Here is a 22,527-nt window from a genome sequence, read left to right as displayed (position 1 = left end):
GGTTATCTTTTTGTTACAAAATTAAGGTAATTAGACTTTAGCAATTGAATAAGTTCATAATAACCCTGGCCATATATATTGAAAAAGGTGAATTTGTTGTAGCGCTTATTTAGGTAATAATAACCGATAATTAATCCTGTAAGTGTGCTGGCTATAGATGCCGCGGCCACGCCATATACACTACCTGTAAGTTTTATGGCGACCAGATCTGTTACAACAGTAACGATAACCATTAACATAACTTTTAAAAAATTAATTTTTGGCAAATGGATAATATCTAGTGTCAATGCAAAAAACCGTTCTGCAGGATATAACAGAGAGATCAACATAAATATCCTCAATATATTGGGTGCCTCAGTGTGGCTATATTTTGCCCCCCCCAGAATCAAAATAGCATAATCAGCAAACACAAAGCCGAAAATAAGTAGGGGCATCAGTATAAATGTAATCAGACCAATGTTTTTCTTCATTACCTGTAACAGTTCAAGTTTCTGATTTGAATTAAAATATGCAGATAAGGATGGCATTGCTGTAAAAACAAAACTACGAAGAGGAATTTCCACAACCTGCATAAGCTTAGTTCCTGCATTATAGATAGCGAGATAAGCTGGACCTAAGAAAAGTTTTATAATAAAGGCATCAGCCGAATTCAATAATGTCGCACTCAAGTTAGTCCCTACGCTAAACTTACCAAAGTTATATAGCTCTTTCACCCCAGACCAAGTTCTGAATCTAAGCTTACTAATAGCTGTCCACCCGCAAATTAATGCTACGGCACTTGATATAAAATTAGCGGATAAGTAACAGTAAAGCACAGTGTGTATATCTATCTTACCAAAAAAAATCACGACAATCAACAATGCCAGGAAACACCCTTGATTGGAAAAATTGAGTATTAATAAGCGGTCAAACCGTTGCTTCCCCTGTAAGATGCAATTAGAAACAAAAAATGGAAGAGAAAGTAAATAATTTAAACTAAAAAACTGTAAAAACAATGTGATACTGGTATCCTTTACGTGTAAAGAAACAAAATAGGCTGGAATATTTATAACCATAAATACCAAGGTGATTCCAATAGCAATAAACCATGTTGATCCTATAATTTCATCCTTTCTATTTTCATCAGAACCAGAATAAAATTTCACAAATGCCGTAGATAGAAAACCAGATCTGAAAGTATCTACCAATAAAAGTACGGTTAGAAAAAAGCCCCAGTTTCCCATATCTTCCTGGGACAAAAACCTAAAGAGCATCGAAATAGTAACCATACCAATTAAAGCGTTGATCCCATTACTTGCAAGAGACAAAATATGTTTACTCTTAAAAATATTAAATAACAATAAGGCTTTATCTTTCATAGATTACGGCAAATACTTATTTTGACAATGAACTTAGCCTTGCTACAAAAGCCTTAATTAACCCACCCTGCTCCATCAATCTCCTATCAGACGTCCAAACCAATGATCGAATGCTACTTATTCTCTCAAGCCTCCCAAATTTAGTCTTTAATTTCAGCGCCAGATACCCATCCTCGTTTGCCCCTGGTGGATGCTCATAACCGCCAACTTCTAAACCTTGTAATTTCCTATAGGCGGTACTGCAGCCATAGGCATACATTGCTTCTTCCATATTTCTTTGGATTATTCCTTTAAATACGTCTCCAACGGTTTCATATAAAAAATATGGTAATCTACCGGCAGATGAATCCGGTAAGAAGGCAAACCTTCCGTAAACACACGCAACCTCCGGATCTTCTAATAATGGTCTACCCAACATGTTCACCCAATATGGACTGTAAACCGAATCCGCGTCGGCATTCATAATGATCGTTCCTCTCGCAGCTTGAAGACCAGCATTCCTTGCATTTTTCACACCCTGCTTATATTCGATAATATGAGTTACTCCCACCAATTCGATTAGTTCTTGTGTCTTATCGGTAGAATTATTATTAACTACAAGAATTTCGACCGATAGATTGGTAATAGTTTTGGTCAATGAGGATAAAGTTCTCAATATTGAATCCTCTTCATTGAAGGCAGGAATAATTATAGTTATGTCAGGATTGACCGGACTAAATCGCTTTAAATTTTCACGAATATCGTTCGCGCGCTTTAAAAACCACTCAGCATCATGCTGTTGATCTTTGATATACGCAGGAACATTAAGAGGTCTGAAAGACATTGTTTTATATTTTTGTAGTTTGTAAACAATCAATACTTCGCATCATTATAATCTTCCCGATTTCATTTCTTCTACTACATAGGCGCATGCCTGCACACTGTTATAGTGAATCCTATTCATTTCAATAAACTCATTTGATCAACTCCTGATAAACTTCAAGTAATTGTTCTGCTGATGATTTCCAGGTAAATTTGGCTGCTCTTTTTACTCCTTTTGCTTTCATTTCGGTCATCAATTCAGGTTGAGACAATATATAATCTATCTGATCCGTAATATTCAGATGATCAAAGGGGTCAACAAATAGCGCTGCATCAGCAGCTACTTCAGGCATTGACGAAGTATTAGATGTTATTACTGGAACGCCACACGCCATTGCTTCTAAAATAGGTAACCCGAAACTCTCGCGAAGGGATGGATACAAAAAAAGCGTACTACTATTATAAAGTTGAGGCATTTCTTCAGATGGGATGTATCCGGGAAACAAGAATGCCTCCTGCAAATCCATTGCATTCATCTCCTCCAATAATTCGAAAACCAGGTTCTTATCGAAGTCAAGTATAACCAAAGGCAAGCCGTCCGGAGACCGACGTCTATATTCGACATATGCCTTTATCACATTTACGGTATTTTTTTTAGGAGCTGTATTGCCTAAAAACAAGATAAAGGAACTTGGAAGCGAATAACACTGCCTAAATTCTGCTATTTGTTCTGGCTCAAAAGCCATTGTAAATTTAGGGCTAACCGCATTATAAATAACCTTCACATCCCCATCAGCTAGGTTCAGTTTCTTTAATATCGCTTCACGCTCAAAATTGGAAACTGTAACAATGATCCTACTCATTTTAACAATTCTGGGCACAATTAATCTTCTATATATATTTCCAAAATTTTGATATGCCGTTCCCTTAAAATCCGTTTTTTCCAAATAAATTATATCATGCAAGGTGAGCATCAATGGAACCGAGAGCCATAATGCGGATGTATTACAGGTTGAGTGAAGAAAATCAAGCTTATCCCGTCTTACTGCCGCTGGCAACGAAATTTGCTCCCAGGTAAAATAGGATTTTGCACGCAGCTCTCTTATTTTAAAATTTGAAGTCTCAACAATACATTTATCCACATCTTCTCTAACATAAATAATATACTCATTATAAGTATCAAGCTGTTGAAGTTGCTTGATTATTTCAAGCGCAACGACCTCCATTCCATGCTTCTTTTTTCTAAACAGTCTTTGTACCTCAATACCTATCCGCAATTTATTTCTCATGAATTGTTGTTATTATTTCTAATGTTTACCTATTAACGATTTCTTCATGGTAATGCTCAGTGGCTACAGATACTTGATTAGCTTTCCGTACTTTCAAAAGAGCCAAAATCTGAAAATATATAAATTTGGGCGCATTTTTAAGTGAGTGATATATCTTTTTATCTGCCTTAAAATGCGATAAAGCCATAAAGACTGAAGCGAAGAACACAAGGATTGAGAACAACCAATAGCTAAGCATTATTGGAATAAATATTATATCCAAAACAAGACATCCGAACACCAGAATTAACAATATAAACAATGGTGGCCTCAGCAACATTACACTAAATAAAAGTTGATTAATCCCCCCCCCCTTTACTGCTTTCCATAACAGCTTAAATCCAAAAAAGAGATATTTAAACCAAGTATTGATCCAACGGGATCTTTGGTTCACCAGTTGATCAGTTTTGGCTGTTTTCTCGTCATACACAATTGCCTTTTCAGCGAAAGCGATTCTATCACCAGAAGATACAATTTCATATTGCAGGATTTTATCGAATCCAGCGCCCTTATAATGATTATCTTGTAGACTTCTTTTGTAAAGACTAGTTCTAAATGCCATACCAGAACCTGAAAGGGCAGCTGAGGACCCTGCTTCATACATTAGTTTTCTATCTACAAAACGATAGAAGATATCACCGGCTTCATCCAAACAAGCATAGGTTGTATCAAGGTTTTTGGCGGACCTTACACCTTGAATAGCGGAATATCCTCCAGCAAAAACCCGATTAAGTTCATTAAAATAGTCTGGATGCAAAAGATTGTCGCTATCAATTATCGTCAAGTACTCATGTGCTCTTTGAAACCTGTCTATGGCATAAAAATGTGATTTTGTATTGCTGGCCAATACTGATTCAGGCCTGAAAATAATAACACGTTCGTCTGTAAAGTTTAAAGTACTGATATCACAATTATCTGCCACTACGTATATAAGATAATTTTCATAATTAGCATTCAGTATCGATTCAACAACCATCGGGATCAGATTTACGTGTTGATAAGCTGTTACAATAACAGCATAATCTAACTCTGAAGAACCGCTATTTTCAAAGTTAATCCTGGCAGAAAATTTTCGCAAAGCCCAGTATACAAGAGGCATTAGAAAATGAACTCCAATTAGGATCTGTAAAACAATAAATATGTATAATACTATATTCATTTTAAGTGTTCGTTTTTTATGGATTCATAAATCGCTTTCACACAATTTCCCCAGGTATGGCTTTCCGCAAATGTCCTTCTCGCTTGTTGAAGTTCAGCACTATCTTCTACCATAGCTTGCTCAATACTCACAATGTACTCTTCTTTTCCATCTGCTAAATACACATGATCTTTGAAAAGATCCATAGCCCGAGTTTTGGTTGCCACTGTTGGCTTTCCCAAAGCCAAATACTCATCGACTTTGCGGGGATAATTTCCAATCGTAACCTGATTAACCAGCTGTGGATTAATACAAACATCAAAAAATTGTATATAAACTGGTAAATCTTCTAATGGTTTACTCCCGGTAAATATCACATTTTCTAACTGATGTAACGCAGATTTCTTAAATTCATCATCCTCTGGACCAACTAAAACTATCGTCCAGTCACTCCTTTTAGCAGCTATATATTTAATCAATTCTATATCCAAACGCAAACTTTGCATCGCACCTACATATCCAATAACTGGAGTAGTTATATTGCTCAGTTCTACAGGTTTTAAAGCTGCCGCGTCTTCTTTAAAGATTTCTAAATCACAGCCCTGGCCAACGTAATATGAATTCTTATTAAAATCCTTACAATAATCAGTAAGATAAAACGAATTAGCTATACATAAATCACTTTTAGCAATAAGCTGAGGCTCTAAACGTTCGCCATGCTTCTTCCAGTAATCAACAGCAAGCATAAAATCTCTGGAATAATAAATACTGATATCCGGCTTTAGAAAATCATTAAGGTAAAATCCCTTAAACATCTCGCTGTCATTAAATAAGATAAAATCTTTAAAGTTTAACTTTTCAATCGCGGCTTTTATTGATTTTGAAAAATTTGAATTATTCCTTTTGTTAAAAAAATCAAAAATGTACTTGTTATTTATCCAGTTAATGGATTCCACCAGGCAGTCAGGATAAAGGTTCCATAAATTTTCGGAAACAGATACCAACCCGTCGCGTTTCTTCTCAATGACTTCTATACGCTTTTTAACTTTAGGGTCACCAATACCTTTTAATTTCGTAACCCGATCTAGCGGAGAATTTACATATAGAACACGATTATCTTTAGCTATTTCTTGGGCAATATTTTTGCAGTTACTCCCAATCTCTGTATCCCAGGCCTGTTGCCCTAGTATGATAACGTCTTTGTTAACCATTTGCATAATATAAACAAATTAATTCTTTTTCCATTCTCCCTCATTGAAAGAATACTGCTTAATGATCCTAGCCGGGTTCCCCACGGCAACACTATAGTCAGGAATATCCTTTGTCACCACACTCCCAGCTCCAACGACAACATGCTTACCAATGGTAACACCAGCGGTTATAACACTATTTGCCCCGATCCACACATCATCCGAAATCACAATCAATTTCTTAGTTTCCTTTTGTAGGCTTGGTGGTACATTTGGATCTTCATATCCATGGTTCAAACCAGAAACAACGATATTCTGTGCTAACATTACGTGGTTACCTATCGTTACCGGCCCAATTATAACACTTCCAATACCAATCATGGTCTTATCACCAATAATTACATCACCAACTCCATTATTGATAGTAACAAAGTCTTCAATTGTTGACTTACTTCCCAATTCAAAGCGGTTAAATGGAAACACATCCATTCTACTTCGATAACGAATAATGCTCTGTGAACCTCTTTTGTGTTTAAAAGGGTTTAAAAATAACCTAACCCATAAACGTGGTTTATGATCATTTGAAGGCATTAAAAGCCAATGAGCTATTTTTTTTAGCCTTGGGCTAGATTTTATTTTATCAACTATTGACATATCGAAGTGTTCATTAAAAATCTATAACACTGAACTACTTATTCGCTCTAATTTCACGAAAAAAAGCAATAGCGAAGCATATCAGACCTGGAATCAAAAAAATCTCAAAAGGCATACTTTATTAATTATTAATTTAGAACTGGCGTATCATGGCTTTGATCAAACTCCGGGCACATAAAAATAAAGGCAAGTGACATCGCAACAACAATTGCTGATGGCATTGCATTCATTACCTCATTACCATAGCTGCAAAAAAATATCCCTGCAGTAGATGATAGGAGGGCAATAGCCTTATACCTTAGTTTAATGTTTCTGATTTTCCAAATAATACCACAACACTTCCCCAAGATAAACATCATCATACAAAACCAAAATGTAAAACCAACAATTCCATACATCGCCCATAATTTCACCCAATAGCTATCAGGTTCAATTGTAGACAAAAATTTGTCTCTATTATATTCTTTACCCCATGCACCGATAACACCAAGCCCCCCACCAAATGGATGGCTTTTCAAATACTCCGCGAGAATGTGCTGATTCTCCAGTCGTACATTTAACGATGCTTCTTTGGGATCAAAAACCGTACGCATTCTGTAAATAGCATAGTTACCATTTCCAATCGTTGTATACTTTAAAACGAACAAACACATCAATGCAGCTATAGCCCCAAGAACTAAAATCTTAATGTTCCTAGTCAGAAATATGGCAAAAAAAGCCCCAACCACGAGTGCAAACAAAGCACCTCTAGTTCCTGAAATAAGCATCCCATACACGAAAGCACCAGAAATCAGTACCATAAGAATTCTTATCCATGTCCTAAACGGACCAAGGGCAATCATCAATGCTACTAAAATAAATGACGCTTGTGAAGCTCCAAATTGACCTGCATCATTATAAAAGGAAAACACGCGCAATTTCCCCCACAACACATGAGTAACTGCTCCTCCCATATCCAAAAACCTTTGTTCCCCCGCAGAAGGTCCAATATGCTCTTGCTTAATCCCATTCAGTGTTGCCAGGAAAGACAATGAAATTATCAATCCTAAAAAAAGATTCAGTTTATGCTCCGAATCAAACAATAGAAAAACAAGAGGAATGATAAGTATCGGAAACAATGCAGTACTTCTCACTTCCTGTACCCATCCCCTGATACTTGCGCCAGCCGGATTAATTATTTCTACCACACTAATAATAAACCAAACGAACATCAACTTAGTTAAAACATTATTTATCCGTTTCCAGTCAAATTCATTGTTTAATATAATTACAGCCATCCAAATGAGTATTAAAAAAACTTCTATACCTATTCCAAATGGGACGGCAGAAGTGAGTTCCCTCGAGAATAAGTTAATGATAAAACAATATATCAAAAGAGTAACTAAACCAATGGATGGATCTTTGAATAACAGTATAATATATATGACGAAGAAGGCAGCGAAAATAAGTATGATTGGCCCTGCAAGCGTAGTAATCGTGAGAATACTCATACCCAAAGAAACAGCAAAACCTAGAACTGCCAGGATCAATGTCTGCTTTGTCTTGGATAAAGAAGATAGAAATCGAATCATCGCTGCAAATAGAATACGGCCTTTGTTAATTTTTAATGTTTTCCAGTTTAACTTTATTAATCACCCATCCTAAAAAGCCTGGTCGATCTTTAATATAATCAACCAGTTGCTTATCTTGATCGGTGATTGTATTCCCGGCTTCAAACACGGCAATATTATTTTCTGTAAATAAAAGCCATTCCTTAGAGAGATTAATATCACTTAAGCTGTTTATATCAATAATAATGACATCAAACTCTTTTCTCAAAACTTCAAACCCTGATCTTAAACTAACCGCATTCTGCATTTCAAGCAGTGATGTCCCAGAAGAACTCTTATTCATCACTGTAATTAAATCTTCCGTTTGAATTTCACGCTTTACTAAAAACGTTTCAAAATCCTGATTTAAAGCCAGTTCCTTCGAATTTGAATTAGTAACACTTACCTGCCCCCCAATTAACAACACTTTACTTCCCATCATTGCAAAAGCATAAGCCAAACTACTTGCAATAAAAGACTTACCTTCATTTGCCTTTAAACTAGTTATTCCCAATATCTTGGTATTTTCTTTCGCAAAAGCACTGGATATTTCAAATCTTAAAGATCTTAAAAGATCTTTATATACGGAAAATTCTGGATTATGTTCCTGGTCTTTCCAAATACTTCTGATACTTAAATCAGCATTCTTCATGTAGTTTAGGCTTCCTAATACCCTTGAGTTTGTAGCCTGCTGCAGCTGTTTTGAATTAACAATAGTATTGTCTACCAGAAATATTCCCATTAGCCCCAAAAAACAAAATGAAAAACTGGAAACACCGGCTAGAGCTACATACAAAATACTCTTAGAAGAAAGTGGCGATCCTGGTAATCCAAATTGTGCAACTTGTAGCTTCAACGCGATGTTCTGTTCTGTCCTGTTTTGATTGTAGGTATCCAAAGCTGTCATGTAATCCTTTGTGGCAAGTTCTGCCTCCCTTTCATAATTCTGAATTCCAGCATCAAAAGGCACCATACTATTATACTTAGCCTTTAGCGCGGCTAACTCATTGTCTATTGACCGAATACTTCCAGCGGCCTGACTTACAGCGGTTTCAAGATTCAGCTTTTGTTGAACTAAAACTTGCTTTGATGCTTGTGGATTGGTTACGTTATCATCAGACATACGTGAACTTAAACGATCAATCAGACGATTCAGAGAGTCAATTCTTAATTTGTGCACTAATTTAAACCCCCCGTCTATATAAGCATCATTTGCAACCTTCAACTGGTTTTTGAGATTCACTATTGCTTTATTGTCAACAGTCGATGTACCTCCTGAAAACACATCAGTCCCCCTTAATTTAACATTTATATCTGCAATAGCCATTCTATTGGACTGAATCTCGCGAAGCGCCTGAGCCTTTCTATCTTCATTCTGAGAGATTTGACTGTATACCATCTCCGATTGCTTATCGAGATTCAATACACCATTCTTCATCTTGAATTCCTTTAAAGCCGAATTTTTTTGATTCATCGCAAACTCTTTTTTTCTAAGTAAAGAATCCAAAAGTTCAATAGAGCTATTTTGGTTTGTATTTACATCACGCCCATAAGAATTGATGAACTCCGTCGATAAAGTATTCACTACAAATGCCGAAAGATCTGCATTATGTGAAGTAAAACTAACGTTAACGAAGTCGCTACCATCGGGCCGGTAGATATTCAGCTTCCTTTCAAGATCATCTTTTCCATACTCCATGGATCCGACCAGATCGTACAATTTGTATTTACCCTTATTATCAGCTATAGACAACACCTCACCTTTTTGGAGCTTATCATTATATAGACTAATCAGTTCTGTTCGCTGCCTTGCATTTAGAGAATCCAACTCCTTACTATATCGCTTAAATGAATTCTTTGGATCTTCGAGGTCATGTAAAATAAGTCTATAAGAAAGACGACTCATTATTCTTCTCATTTTCATTCTTTCAATGATGTTTGAGAATTGCTGGGTGATCTTGAAATAATCCATACTCTGATTACCGTCAACCACAACCCGTTTAGAAAGATCAATTATTCCAGTCGCAATTTGGGCCTCAGAATAATACTCCTTAGGTAAATTTTTAACTAGAAAAAAAGTTATGGCTATTGCTACAACTGGAACAATAATCAAAATCCATTTGTATTTATTAAGAAGTCCTAAAAAAGCTTTAATATTCATTTAAAATCCTAGATAAGTTATTTTACGTCAGCCAATTTCATGCCTATGATCTCTTCCAATGCATCTTTTGCGCTTAACAAGTTTACTTCAGTTTGTATTTTTGATGTGGTTGCACTAGTTAAATTAATTCTGGATTGGTTGTAAGTATCAAGAGATATCTCACCTTTTTCGAATTTATATCTCAGATTATCGGCCGTATTCTTATTGTCTTGCATACTGGCAGTATAAATTTTCAACTGACTAAGCTGTTGAATGTAGTTATAATATCTTTTTTTCACTTCAACCTCAAGTCCCAATTCATATTCTTTCGCCTGATATTGAGCTATTTTATAATCGGACTTAGCTTTTCGTGCATTAAAAGGCTTTTGAAGAAAGGTTCCCAAGTTCACATTAACACCAAATTGAAATCCATTTACATTGTAAGGATTTATCGGATCTAGAACAGATCTATCATCAGGTCTGTAAAAATATGAAGCATTAAAGATATCAAGATAAGATAATGCCGTAATTGGCAATTCATTTTTTGCCTTAGAGATGGTTTCATTATAAGCCTTGGCTTTAGGATAATTCTCTTTTGCTAAAGAAATGTATTTCTCAAGGTCAGCATATTTAATCTCTCCAATGATTGATTCTTGCGCATACACATTGATACTTAAAAACATCAGAGTTACAACGATAATGTTTACTAACTTTTTCATGAATTTTCTTTTTTGGTAGGTTAATTTATATTTTCTAATGACTATTTAAACTTTTTCTTTCTGAATCAATGCTGGTATTGTCTTCATGATAATCTTCAAATCTAATAAAATCGAATAATTCGCTGCATAGTAATTATCCAGCTCTTTCCGTTCTGTTTCAGACATATCTTTCTTGCCTCTTTTGCTGATCTGCCATAAGCCGGTTAACCCTGCAGGGCCTAAAAACCTTGTCGACCATTCATTTGTAGTTAACTGTTCAGCTTCATACAACGGCAAAGGTCGGTTACCGACCAACGACATGTCTCCAATGAATACATTGATCAATTGAGGTAACTCATCAATACTGGTTCTTCTTAAAAAAGCGCCTAATTTTGTAATTCTTGGATCATCCTTGAATTTGACAAAGGCAGCCTTACCGTTCTTTTTATTAGATTCATTAGCGTACTGATTGAGTTCGGCTATAGAAGCAATCATCTGATCAGCATCACTTCTCATCGATCTAAACTTATAAAAATCGAAGATTTTATAACCTGCTCCAACTCTTTTACTTCTGTAAATTGCTTCTCCTTTTGACTCTAATTTTATCAAAATAGCCACAATAACAAACAGAGGCATCAGGAATAACAAGGCCGCTCCTGAAGCCAGAACATCAAAAATTCTTTTCGTAAGTGGTGTCTGATACTCAACGTCCATTTGTTGAGACAATTCCAGCAGTTTGGGTTTGATCAGTTTAAATTTGATCAAAAAATTAAGGCGTTCATAAAAATCCTCAATTGGAAAAGGATAGGTATAATAATCGTTTACCTGTAGCTTCAAGGCGCGCCTTCTCCATTCCTTGTTTTCCTTTACGCCCAGTAAAACAATAACTAATCCATGAAGTAAAGGGTTGTTCTTGATGTAAGAGACCTGATTAAAACATTCCGTATTATCATCAACTTCTATTAAGATAATGTCGGGCAGGCTTAACAACGAACGATTATCCAGATAATGCTTAAAATCATCAGGATTGTCTAAGTGTTCTATATTGAAGTTAGATTCAAAATCTTCAAATACAACATTCTTAAGAAGTTTGCCGAAGTACACAATCTTTGCATTTATCTCAGGTCGATTCATAGTTGCTGTGATCATTACGAAAGGAGTTGTGTTATATGAGATTTCAAAATTGTAGGATTAAATGGCTTTTCCAGAAAACTGTCTATTTTGAATGACATTTCCTTCACTTTATCTTCTAAATCGTCTGCTCCAGACAACAAAATAACAGGTGTATTTCTATAAAAACCACTTATTTTAAGATTTTTTATTAGCGTACTTCCGTCAAAATAGGGCATCATCAAATCAGATATAATTAAATCAGGATCATTTCCTTCCTCCAACCAGGCTATTGCCTCTATCCCACTTGTCTTTATAACCAAAGTATATTCAGAAGAAAGTATAAAATTCAACAGCTTAAGTATACTTGGTTCATCATCAATAACTAATATCGTTTTTTTATTATCTTCCTTGCTATCCATGGTACCTTAAGCGTTTTAACCTTCCTGTCTACTAAAATTAATTCAAACTTAAACAAATAATTCCAACTACTTCTTTATTAAAATGACTTTTATTTCAACAACTAAGTTATATGTAAAAATAACAATTTGCTATAAAAACCAAAATCCGTGTAATATATTTTAACACACCAATTCCATGCAATACATAAGTGCATTGCTTATAAAGCAGAATTCAATAATTATTTAGCATTGATCCTAAAAGAACCGTTTCGGATCTCACCTTCCAAACAAGTGCTGAGCTCATTAGACACTACACGTCCAAATGAGTCAATTATCATTAATCTGATGCCCTGAGCTTCCAAAGATTTAAGCTGTGTCGTCAAATTAAAATCTGTTAAATAAAAAAAAGAGATATCCTCACTACCATTTTTTATTGCAACATTATAATTTTTACCTTGAACAGAATAGTTCAACTGACAATCACTACATTCCACGCGTAAAACTCCCTTATTATTAAGAACGACACCTGATAAGTCATTCGTTAGGGATTCTTTCTTGCAGCTAGCGAAAGATAAAATAAGAAGAATCAATAGGGTTGAGATTTTCATTTTTATTACGTTACTGATTAATACAAATGAAAAAACCAGGCCATTTTACTTTTTAATTAATTAACTACGTAAAAACACATAAAATCATCGTACTATCTAGCTTATATTCAAACAAATAACTGATAATATAAAGTATTTAAGAAAGGACCAATTGATATAAAAAAAGATAACCCTCCCTTAAAAATACCCAAATCGGGGATTTTTCTCAACAATGAGACCATCCATAATTTCCCACTACAGCAGCAAAAACCCTTCATAGCGCATACATTAAACCAGAGATCATTCCTAAATAAAGCCATCGATTGGTATTTTATTCATAAACACGCCCTTAAAATACTTTTTTGTGAATTTTATTTGCACACTTTATCTATAAATAACTATTTTTACTCTGTTGTTAAAACAGTTTATCGGCAGCCATTTTCATATGAAATATACACCTCTTCCCGAAAATGAAAAAGAACGATTAAAAGTGTTACACAATTCTCAGGTTTTTGATGCAGTTTATGAAGCGCATTTTGAACGAATCACAGAGTTAACCTCATCAATATGTGAAACAGGCTTTGCGTTCATTACATTATTGGATCAAAACAAACAGTGGTACAGGTCGAACAAATTTCTTACGACCGAAGAGATTCCTATTGAAAATGATTTTTACCAGCAAACAATAAAAGGATCAGGCATCCTGGAGGTACTTAATGCTTCAAATGATAACAGCTTTAAACCAGACCGGAATCATCAGTATATTAAAATCATATACTACGCAGGCATTCCTCTAATTGATTCCAGTGGCGTAACTATAGGTACACTATCAGTCTTTGATACTAAACCAGGAAAAGAACTTACCTTAAAGCAAAAGAAACTGATGGAGTTGCTCTCTCAGGAAGTAATTTCATTGGTAAATGAGGTTAAAACCAAAAAAGAATTAAGTCATTTTCAAAAGCTCTATAAGTTATCGAATGATTTAATTTGCGAGGCAGATACTAACGGTTCCTTAAAAAGAATAAATCCCGCATTTACAACCCTTTTAGGGTGGTCTGATGAAGACTTACTGAACAACTCGTTTTATAACTTTATTCACCCTTATGATTTACAGCCTACAAACGACGAGTTTAAAAAATTAGCCCTTAGCAAAGGCAGCGTGGCCTTTATCAATCGTCTTAAAACAAAAAAAGGCGAATACAGGACGTTACAATGGAACGCCATATCAGAAACCGATTCACATAAAATACTGGCAATTGGAAGAGACATTACTAAAGAAAAAAATCTTCAGCAAAAAATCCTCCACAATGAAAGTAAATTAAAATCACTTGTAGAGAACGTCCGGGGATTTATGTTTACACATGATCTATCCGGCAATTTTCTATTTATAAATAACAACGGAATCCAGCATTTAGGTTTTACAAAAACTGAAATGCAAAGTATGAATTTAATTGACCTCATCCCCCAGGTATACCATACTTCCTTTAATGAATACCTCCAAAAAATCAAACTTAAAGGAAAAGCCGAAGGTCTGATGACGACCAGGGATAAAAAGGGTAATCATAACGTATGGATTTATAATAATACGCTAGACAACACCACTGCTAACAAGCCTTACGTGATCTGTAATGCTATCGATATAACGGAAACACATAATTTCATTCGTGATTTAAAGAATAGAAATAAAAAACTCAATCAAGCAAACAACATTGCTCGTCTTGGAACCTGGGAGTTAGATCTGTCAGCTCAAAAGCTCATCTGGTCAGACATTACGCGGGAAATATTTGAAGTGGACGCTTATTTTGAACCTAATCCCGAAACCGAGCTCTCTTTCTACAAATCAGGAAAGAGTAGAGATAGCCGTTTCAATGCATTAAACGCGGCAGTGCTTCATGGAAACAATTGGAATCTTGAATTAGAATTAACTACAGCAAAGGGTAATAATATTTTTATAAGATCAATAGGCATCCCTGAAATTCATGAGGGCAGGTGCACTAAAATAATTGGCACTGTTCAGGATATTACCAAAATTAAAGAAATGGAAGCGAGTCTCATTTCTGCTAAAGAAGATGCTGAGCATGCCAATAAAGCAAAATCAGAATTTCTGGCAAATATGAGTCACGAAATCCGTACTCCATTGAACGGTATTATAGGTTTTACGGATCTGTTGATTAAAACTCAGCTTAATGAAACTCAGCAACAATACCTATCTATAGTTGCCCAATCTGGGAATGCCTTGCTTAATACCATTAATGATATCCTGGACTTCTCTAAGATCGAAGCCGGAAAACTAGAGATGAACCGATCTAAGTTCAGCCTTTATGAAATGGCAGCTGAATCTGCTGATGTCATAAAATATCAGGTTCAAAGCAAAGGCCTGGAAATGCTCCTGAATATTTCTACTGATTTGCCTAAGTATATTTGGGCTGATGAGCTGCGACTCAAACAAATCCTTATCAATCTGTTGGGTAATGCTGTGAAGTTTACTGAAAAAGGCGAGATAGAGCTAAAGGTAGAAGCCCTGACAAATCCGGAATTGCAGGAGATTAAGTTCCGCTTTTCAGTAAGAGATACAGGTATAGGTATTAATCCGGACAAAAAACTCAAGATATTCGATGCTTTTTCGCAAGAAGATGCCTCAACAACAAAAAGGTATGGTGGAACCGGACTAGGTCTGACCATTTCAAACAAGCTATTAGGCCTGATGAACAGCAAGCTCCAGGTAGAAAGTACCCGAGGAAAAGGCAGTACTTTTTACTTTGAAATACTGCTACAATCAGAATCCGGTGAGCATGCAAATATCCAAAACATTGATGCCATAAAAAGAGTTCTTATTGTAGATGACAATACAAATAACAGACTGATCATCAACAAAATGCTTTCTTTGAAGCAAATCAATTCTGTAGAAGCTAAAAATGGCGCCGAAGCGATTAAGCTGATTTCAAATGGTGAAAGATTTGATGTCATATTGATGGATTACCATATGCCTGATTTAGATGGTCTTGAAACGATAAAAAAAATAAGAGAAATATTAAAAGACACAGTCAAGGATCAACCAATTGTATTATTACACAGTTCTTCAGATGAAAAAATTATAAAAATCTGCGAGGAACTCCATGTCCACCATCGACTATTAAAGCCACTTAAACTTAAGGACATGTATAATGTGCTTTTCCAGGTAATTTCTAAAAAGCCTGAAAAACATGGAAGTAGATTAATAGAGCCTGAACGAATAGATGATGCAATTCAGGTATTGATCGCTGAAGATAACGCGGTAAACATGTTATTAGCGAAAACGATTGTCAGAAGAATCGCGCCAAATGCAAGCATATTTGAAGCAAAAAATGGTTTGGAAGCATTAGAACTTTATAAAAATACAGCAATTGATATCATTCTTATGGACATTCAGATGCCGGAAATGAATGGATATGAAGCGACAAAGAAAATAAGACTAACAAACGACCAGATTCATGTACCGATCATAGCACTTACTGCCGGGAACGTAAAAGGAGAAAAGGAAAAATGCTTTGCAGCCGGAATGGATGATTTCATTTCAAAACCGGTGGTAGCTCATACCATTGCACTTTCTTTGAAGAAATGGTTAAAAAATCCAAAAGAGAACCCACACAGTAACTTACCGGTATCAACTTCAGAAGATCCCGATTATCACTTTAATATTGAATTGCTAAAAGAGTATGTGGGAGATGATGCCCGAGTGCTTACCAAAGTATTGTCCTTATTAAGAACAGAACTCATGAACTTCTCTAAAGAGTTCAAAGAGCACGTGCTAAACAAAGATTTAGCCAAAATACAGGAACTGGGTCATAAAATGTATGATACTTCAATCGTATCCGGCTTAACAGGGCTGGCCGTTATTGCGAAAAAAATAGGATCACTCACTACGTACAACGATGCTGAAATAAACAGTTTATTATCGTCAACCAGTCAGGAGATAAAAACCGCAATTAGCTTAATAATCAAATGATCCCGCAATTTGTTTTTATCTTTGGTTAATTAAGTCCCTTCAATTTGAGATTTCAATACATATCAAATCTAAATCTAAACAAAGCCTTCGAACGCGGCCTGGCATTGTTGTTTGTCCTTACAGTTGGTATGCAATATACTTACGGCCAAACAAAGCCATCCATAGATTCGCTAAGAAAGGACTCCATTAGCACACAATATGATGTTGGGGATTTATTTAATAGTATTTTCCATCCAAAAAGAAAAGCAAGCACACTTGGTAAAAAGTCGGCCGTTACCATTATACCCAATGTTGCTTATAACCCCAGTATCGGGGCTCAGATTGGTATAAAGGCTGTGGCAGGTAAGGTATTGGGCAAAGACAGCAATACCCTGATGTCTATTGCTGCAACATCGGCTTCCATAACGACCAAAGGTATCATCTATTTTTACCTCAACCATAATGTCTACACCCCAGGCAACAAATGGAACCTTCAGGGCAGTATGGTAGCAGCAAGAACCGTTGTACCTGATTTCGGGTTGGGCATTGGAATTGCTGCAACCGGAAGTGAAGCTGACTTAATTCTTTCAAATCCTGAACGTAAAGGCTATGTACTGAAAGCAGAATACTACAATTTCAGGGAAAAGGTATACAAGCAAATTCTCCCTAGCGTATTTGTTGGTGCCGGTGTATCTTTTGACATCAGAAGGAACATTGAAGTTAGTGGTGACAATGACCTGACGCCTTACAATATTTACAGTGATCGATATGGTTTTGACAGAGATCAATACCAATCTAACGGTTTACTTTTAAACGTTCAATACACTACCCGCGATAATCAGAACCGTGCTTACAAAGGTATCTATGCAGATGCAGGTATCCGTGTAAATCAAACCTGGATGGGAAGTACCAAAAGTGCAGTACAAATCACTACTGATTTCAGGAAATACTGGAGCTTGTCTGAGCGGAACCCGGAGCATATCATCGCTTTCTGGAATTGGGGATCTTATTTATTGAGTGGTGCCCTGCCTTATCTTGAACTGCCCGGCACGGGAAGAGACACCTATTATCGCAGTGGAAGAGGTTATACGGTCACTTATTTTAAAGGGCCTCAATATTTTTACTCGGAAGTTGAATATAGGTTTCCCATCCTCAGGAATAAATTTCTTAGCGGCGTCACCTTCTTCAATATACAATCCACTAACGACGAACTAGGCACCAAGCTGTTTAAAAAATGGCAGCCGGCCGGTGGTGCTGGTTTACGTGTACTCTTCAATAAAGCTACCCGTACCAATCTATGTCTGGATTATGCTTTTGGAAATTATGGTTCAAAGGGACTGTTTCTGGGATTAACTGAAGCATTTTAGGCGCGCATTTGGTTTCAATTATATTTATTAATTTAGTACTATATATAACGCCTATGAATACTCAACAAATCTTGCCCGTTCTCATCATGCTTCATTTTTATCTGAGCATTAGATTTGCATTTCGCGCCTCTTTTAAATACGCAGAAGTATATTCATTTTATTATACAATACTGGTAATACTCCTTCCTTTCGCTGGTTATTTTATCGCCATGCGTAGACTTAAAAAAGAACAGGATGCCCTGGATTGTACTGAAGAAAATATCTCAACTGGCCCTGTTCAGTGATAACTGAATATAGATGGGCACATGATCTGAAATTTGTCGTGCAGATTTAAGGTCTACAAAATCATCATAAAAATGGATGATACCGGAACTTATAACGCCTAAAGATTCAGCATTAAAATAGAAATTGTCATATTCCGACGCCAAACTTACACCGTTAACACTTTGCATTTTTAATGAAGTTTTTTGTCCCACCAATGCAGAAACGTAGCCCATTTTCCGTAAAGGGTTAAAAACACTATGGGATTGAGGAAGATTAAAATCACCGCAAAATATCAGGTTATCATTTGGGTATAGTGCTGGAAGAGACTTAAAATGCTTGATTTCTGTTTCAGGTTGCTTCGATTTAGTTATGGCATGAAAACTAGCCAATGTAAATGACTTCTGCCCTATTACAAACCTACAATAATAAGGTTCACGATCTATATGCTCTGCATATGTTGCTTCAAGCCAGGCCTCACTGTGTTTTCTAACTTTGGCTGTCTTCCATAAATAAGCGTACCGCTCAGTTTTGAATGGGGTACCCGATGTTGGGTCGCTGATCACGTAATCCCACTTGCTTCCCATACGATTTAGCTCATCGGCCAGTCGGGCGACTGCCTGAGCACCGCCATAACCAGCTACCACTTCCTGAATAGCGATGATGTCAAAACCTTTTACAATTTTAGCGATGTAGTTCAACTCTGCATCACTTTTTGATTTACCAAAATTCTTTAGGTTCCAGGAACAGATGTTTACGTTTTGACCGTAAACCGAAAAACTTAAAAATAACAGGAACAGGATAAAATACTTTCTCAAAATAGGGATCGGAATAAAAAATGCTTAAAAAAATGCAACTACGCTTTTGAGAACATGCGGTTAAACGACTGCATAAAGACCTTATAGTCTTCACGGGAAATAACCAATGAGGTCTGGAAAAGATTAACCGGCTCATTTTTGTCATCCAGAGACTCAAAATTGACTTTCACGCCATTGCTTCCAGCCCGGAAATCTTCGTTAAATGGAATTACATTGATGATACTATTTACTTTAACAGTCCTTACTGGTAGCTTTATGGGACCGTAATGTAGCTGGTGGCTGATTGATTCTCTGTTTAAAATGATGTATTCTGAACCGTAAAGGTTCCATATCGAATATCTTAAAAACAAGACCTCAAAGGCTACAATAAACAATGTGATTACACCAATTCCGCCAAAGGCAAACAACAGGATAACAGCTATAATTAAGCTATTTAATAGATACAGTGAGGCTTTTAAGGCTAGAGATGGTTTAACTGTTATTATAGCAGACAGGTTATTTCCTTCATCACTTACCTTAAAATTTCCTGGTTTCATATTTATTAAATTAACTGATTATTTTTTCGGTCAAAGCTAATAAATCCTTTTAGAATACCCGGTGCCGGCAGCTACAATTGTTTTCTTACCACCCTATCCCATAATCTTCACCATGGTTACTTGATCCTCCCCACAGGCTACCATGTTTCCAGTCGAAATAAATTGCATTAATCGGACCACTGGTCCTATCACCAAAACTTAAGGAGTAACCCATTTTTTTCAATTCATTCCTTACAGCCTCAGTGGTATTGCTGTTTAATAAAATCTGACCAGGTTTAGGTTCCCTATCGGAAGTCTTAGTTCCCCCGAGCGACAACCACAATTGATTTGAATTGAAGTTAGCAGCTTCGGCGGCTTGCTGTACGTTCATACCAAACTCCGCCACGTTTAAAAAGAACTGCAAAAGATTTTGGTCCTGAGTGTCGCCTCCCTGAACTGCCGAAGTCATAAATGGTTTCCCATCCTTAAGTGCCATAGCCGGAGATAACGTAACCCTTGGTCGCTTACCAGGCGCAACAACATTAAAAGGATTTAATGTCGAATCCAGCACAAAGCTTTGCATTCGCTGACTCATACCTATTCCTGTATTCCCTGCAATACAAGCCGGCAACCAGCCTCCACTAGGCGTAATAGAAACCACCCAACCTTCTTTATCAGCCGCTTCAACTGAGGTAGTCCCCCGCCATAACCTGTCCTCATAAATCTCCTTAGGAGAATAATTACCCATATCATGCTTAGGGGCAAAATTACGTTTTGATGTGTCCAACTCGAACCCACGCTTGTTAAGGAGGTTTCTATAAGGATTAGACAATCCCTCAAACGGATATGGATCGCCTGGACCTATACCAGCATCATTCTTTACATACTGAATTAACGTAGCACGCTGTTTGGCATATTCCTTACTCAACAAGCCTTTTATTGGCTCAACCGGTTTAAAATACGGATCTCCGTAATAAAAATCACGGTCGGCAAATGCAAGGTTCATCGCCTGGTAAACAGTATGAATGTACTTAGTGCTATTATAACCCATGCCTTTAAGGTCGAAATTCTCCAGGATATTCAAAGCTTGCAGCATAACAGGACCTTGTGTCCACTGTTGCATTTTGTATACATCAATTCCTTTATAGTTCACCATGAGTGGTTGTTCTACCAAAGGTTTCCATTTTGCCAGATCTTTCATCGTAATCAATCCCCCTTGCTCCTGGCATCCCCTTACAAATTCGCGCGCAATGTCTCCCTTATAAAAACGATCATACGCGGCCATTAAAGCAGCTTTTCGGCCTTTACCCTTTTTTCGTGCAGCTTTTTCAGCAGCCACCATTTTGTTCAAAGTAAGCAATAAATCCTTTTGCACAAAGATCTCCCCTGCTTCGGGTGCCTCCCTTTGCTCATCGGAATGCGTTAGAAAAACCTTTTTACTATAGGGCCATTGTTTAATCAATGATTTTTGACGTTCGATGTAATTGGCTGCCTGCGCTTCTATCGGATAACCAGCAGCCATTTGAATAGCTGGGACAAGCACTTGCTCCAGGGTCATTGTGCCATAATTAGCGAGCATATAAATGAGCCCGCCTGGAGTTCCCGGTGTTGTAGCCGCCAAAGGCCCATATTCTGGAGGAAAATTATAGCCTTTACTTTTAAAAAATTCTACGGTAGCGCCTGTCGGTGCAAAACCCATCGCATTAATAGCTATAACTTTTTTGGTATGAGGGTTATAGATCAGTACCTGAGTCTCTCCACCCCAACTCAGCGTATCCCACATGGTACAGGTAGCTGCAAGCATTGCACAAGCGGCATCCACAGCATTTCCCCCTTTTTGAAAAATCATGGCGCCCGCAGTAGCAGCTAATGGCTTGCCGGTAATGGCCATCCAGTTACGTCCATGTAAAACAGGTTTTTGGGTTTGCTGTGCAGATAAGGATATATAGCAGCTAGCGAAAAGGAGCAACAACGGATATTTCATATCAACAGTAATTTATCCTAATAAAATTAAGATAAATTACTGGGATTGATATTAATCATTTTCCCGGATAATGCAATAGTAGATCACGTAGAACCAGCTTAAAATTCCTGCGAGAATCGTGGTTAGTACTGAATGGGTTCTGGACCAGCAAATTGCTATAGCTAAAGCACTACCAATACCTATACCATTTCCGACAACGGTACTGCTAATGCCTTTCTCTGAATCAGCAAAAACAGGCAGAACACTTATAAATAAAATTGTAATGATTAATGAAAGCGCCTTTAAATACATATTTTTTAAATAATTTACTTTAGCTAAAGGTATTGATAGTAAATTATAAAACAAATATGCGTTAATTAAGCTTTCTTTGGAGGAAGGTCAAATGCAATAGCTTCGTGCTCAAAATGTCCGTTGTGTGCACCATCGCAGAAAGGCTTGTTTTTAGAAAGGCCACAGCGACAAATAGAAAGGGCTGTTCTGCCTTGTAATCCATAAGCATTACCATTTCTATCAACGATTTCAAAATCGCCTTCAATCTTCACCGAACCGTTATTATTAATTGTAAGTTTTGTCTTTGACATAATTTATTAATTTGTCGCAAAACTAAAACAATGGGAAGAGAGT

At 36.6% G+C, this 22,527-nt stretch carries 20 protein-coding genes; 3 read left to right on the top strand and 17 right to left on the bottom strand.

Annotated elements, in window-relative coordinates; all coding sequences use genetic code 11:
- Positions 1–2 precede the first annotated feature (2 nt).
- From B9A18_RS20910 to B9A18_RS20855, 12 genes are all read right to left on the bottom strand, one after another.
- The gene (locus B9A18_RS20910) at positions 3–1,358 is read right to left on the bottom strand and encodes an oligosaccharide flippase family protein (protein ID WP_084291494.1); all 1,356 of its coding nucleotides are present in this window, start codon (positions 1,356–1,358) and stop codon (positions 3–5) included.
- Between the two features lie 16 nt (positions 1,359–1,374).
- Entirely contained in the window at positions 1,375–2,181 is an 807-nt protein-coding gene (locus tag B9A18_RS20905; protein ID WP_084291493.1) for a glycosyltransferase family A protein, read from the bottom strand.
- A 130-nt stretch (positions 2,182–2,311) separates the two neighbouring features.
- Positions 2,312–3,448 carry a glycosyltransferase family 4 protein gene (locus B9A18_RS20900; protein WP_144009564.1) on the bottom strand — a complete coding sequence of 379 codons (1,137 nt, stop codon included), beginning with the start codon at positions 3,446–3,448 and terminating at the stop codon, positions 2,312–2,314.
- Between the two features lie 25 nt (positions 3,449–3,473).
- A complete protein-coding gene (locus B9A18_RS20895) occupies positions 3,474–4,646 on the bottom strand; it encodes a glycosyltransferase (protein ID WP_084291492.1) in 1,173 nt (390 codons plus the stop codon).
- Positions 4,643–5,836: a glycosyltransferase gene (locus B9A18_RS20890; protein WP_235005397.1), complete on the bottom strand. Its 1,194-nt coding sequence runs from the start codon at positions 5,834–5,836 to the stop codon at positions 4,643–4,645. Before B9A18_RS20890 ends, B9A18_RS20895 begins: the two co-directional genes overlap by 4 nt.
- A gap of 18 nt (positions 5,837–5,854) precedes the next feature.
- Entirely contained in the window at positions 5,855–6,304 is a 450-nt protein-coding gene (locus B9A18_RS20885; protein WP_235005396.1) for an acyltransferase, read from the bottom strand.
- A 293-nt stretch (positions 6,305–6,597) separates the two neighbouring features.
- Positions 6,598–7,746 (bottom strand): O-antigen ligase family protein, encoded by a 1,149-nt coding sequence (locus B9A18_RS20880; RefSeq protein ID WP_235005395.1) that lies wholly within the window; start codon positions 7,744–7,746, stop codon positions 6,598–6,600.
- 319 nt (positions 7,747–8,065) lie between these two features.
- On the bottom strand, positions 8,066–10,219 hold the full coding sequence (locus tag B9A18_RS20875; RefSeq protein ID WP_084291488.1) for a GumC family protein: 2,154 nt from the start codon (positions 10,217–10,219) through the stop codon (positions 8,066–8,068).
- A gap of 17 nt (positions 10,220–10,236) precedes the next feature.
- A complete protein-coding gene (locus B9A18_RS20870) occupies positions 10,237–10,917 on the bottom strand; it encodes a TolC family protein (protein WP_084291487.1) in 681 nt (226 codons plus the stop codon).
- 45 nt (positions 10,918–10,962) lie between these two features.
- Positions 10,963–12,045, bottom strand: coding sequence for a sugar transferase (locus tag B9A18_RS20865; protein WP_084291486.1), 1,083 nt, complete (start codon positions 12,043–12,045; stop codon positions 10,963–10,965).
- The gene (locus tag B9A18_RS20860) at positions 12,045–12,428 is read right to left on the bottom strand and encodes a response regulator (protein WP_084291485.1); all 384 of its coding nucleotides are present in this window, start codon (positions 12,426–12,428) and stop codon (positions 12,045–12,047) included. Before B9A18_RS20860 ends, B9A18_RS20865 begins: the two co-directional genes overlap by 1 nt.
- A 218-nt stretch (positions 12,429–12,646) precedes the next feature.
- Entirely contained in the window at positions 12,647–13,015 is a 369-nt protein-coding gene (locus B9A18_RS20855; RefSeq protein ID WP_084291484.1) for a hypothetical protein, read from the bottom strand.
- Positions 13,016–13,439: 424 nt separating this feature from the next.
- Between B9A18_RS20855 and B9A18_RS20850 the strand changes: the two genes are divergently transcribed.
- Genes B9A18_RS20850 through B9A18_RS20840 form a run of 3 tightly spaced genes read left to right on the top strand, consistent with a single transcriptional unit; the run spans position 13,440 to position 18,609 of the window.
- On the top strand, positions 13,440–16,979 hold the full coding sequence (locus tag B9A18_RS20850) for a PAS domain-containing hybrid sensor histidine kinase/response regulator (RefSeq protein WP_084291483.1): 3,540 nt from the start codon (positions 13,440–13,442) through the stop codon (positions 16,977–16,979).
- Positions 16,980–17,023: 44 nt separating this feature from the next.
- Positions 17,024–18,325, top strand: coding sequence for a BamA/TamA family outer membrane protein (locus B9A18_RS20845; protein WP_235005394.1), 1,302 nt, complete (start codon positions 17,024–17,026; stop codon positions 18,323–18,325).
- Positions 18,326–18,378: 53 nt separating this feature from the next.
- The gene (locus B9A18_RS20840) at positions 18,379–18,609 is read left to right on the top strand and encodes a hypothetical protein (RefSeq protein WP_084291482.1); all 231 of its coding nucleotides are present in this window, start codon (positions 18,379–18,381) and stop codon (positions 18,607–18,609) included.
- On the opposite strand, the gene B9A18_RS20835 is transcribed toward B9A18_RS20840, so the two are convergent.
- The 5 genes from B9A18_RS20835 to B9A18_RS20815 all read right to left on the bottom strand — a co-directional run bounded on the left by B9A18_RS20835 (position 18,589) and on the right by B9A18_RS20815 (position 22,484).
- The gene (locus tag B9A18_RS20835) at positions 18,589–19,404 is read right to left on the bottom strand and encodes an endonuclease/exonuclease/phosphatase family protein (protein ID WP_084291481.1); all 816 of its coding nucleotides are present in this window, start codon (positions 19,402–19,404) and stop codon (positions 18,589–18,591) included. The genes B9A18_RS20840 and B9A18_RS20835 overlap by 21 nt on opposite strands.
- Positions 19,405–19,442: 38 nt before the next feature.
- Complete coding sequence (locus B9A18_RS20830) at positions 19,443–19,940, bottom strand: hypothetical protein (RefSeq protein ID WP_084291480.1); 498 nt, start codon at positions 19,938–19,940, stop codon at positions 19,443–19,445.
- 85 nt (positions 19,941–20,025) lie between these two features.
- A complete protein-coding gene (locus tag B9A18_RS20825) occupies positions 20,026–21,903 on the bottom strand; it encodes a gamma-glutamyltransferase family protein (RefSeq protein WP_084291479.1) in 1,878 nt (625 codons plus the stop codon).
- 51 nt (positions 21,904–21,954) lie between these two features.
- Positions 21,955–22,194 carry a hypothetical protein gene (locus tag B9A18_RS20820; RefSeq protein WP_084291478.1) on the bottom strand — a complete coding sequence of 80 codons (240 nt, stop codon included), beginning with the start codon at positions 22,192–22,194 and terminating at the stop codon, positions 21,955–21,957.
- A gap of 65 nt (positions 22,195–22,259) precedes the next feature.
- Entirely contained in the window at positions 22,260–22,484 is a 225-nt protein-coding gene (locus B9A18_RS20815; protein ID WP_084291477.1) for a CDGSH iron-sulfur domain-containing protein, read from the bottom strand.
- Positions 22,485–22,527 lie beyond the last annotated feature (43 nt).

The organism is Pedobacter nyackensis (assembly GCF_900176505.1).
GTDB lineage: Bacteria > Bacteroidota > Bacteroidia > Sphingobacteriales > Sphingobacteriaceae > Pedobacter > Pedobacter nyackensis.
Note: the sequence above shows the minus strand (reverse complement) of the source record. Positions and strands in the feature narration are given on the sequence as shown.